The following is a 513-nucleotide window of genomic DNA, read 5'->3' as shown; positions in this document are numbered from 1 at the left end:
GAAGAACAAGTAGTTGAGAACTAAGAAGGAGAAGCAAATGGCTTCCTCAATGATCTCTTCCCCAGCTGTTACCACTGTCAACCGTGCCGGTGCCGGCATGGTTGCTCCATTCACTGGCCTCAAGTCCATGGCTGGCTTCCCCACCAGGAAGACCAACAATGACATTACCTCCATTGCTAGCAACGGTGGAAGAGTGCAATGCATGCAGGTGTGGCCACCAGTTGGCAAGAAGAAGTTTGAGACTCTTTCCTACCTGCCAGACCTTGATGATGCACAATTGGCAAAGGAAGTAGAATACCTTCTTAGGAAGGGATGGATTCCTTGCTTGGAATTCGAGTTGGAGCACGGTTTCGTGTACCGTGAGCACAACAGGTCACCAGGATACTACGATGGACGCTACTGGACCATGTGGAAGCTGCCTATGTTTGGTTGCACTGATGCTTCTCAGGTGTTGAAGGAGCTTCAAGAGGCTAAGACTGCATACCCCAACGGCTTCATCCGTATCATCGGATT

The 513-nt window shown here is 50.1% G+C and carries 1 protein-coding gene; it reads left to right on the top strand.

Annotation, left to right across the window (positions count from 1 at the left end; genetic code table 11):
- Window positions 1–97: 97 nt before the first annotated feature.
- On the top strand, window positions 98–513 hold a 416-nt coding region (locus tag IEY24_RS33310), incomplete at its 3' end, for a ribulose-1,5-bisphosphate carboxylase small subunit (protein ID WP_229223393.1).

It is taken from the genome of Dyadobacter endophyticus, assembly GCF_014641595.1.
GTDB classification, from domain to species: domain Bacteria; phylum Bacteroidota; class Bacteroidia; order Cytophagales; family Spirosomataceae; genus Dyadobacter; species Dyadobacter endophyticus.
This window is presented reverse-complemented; position numbering and strand designations above follow the sequence as displayed.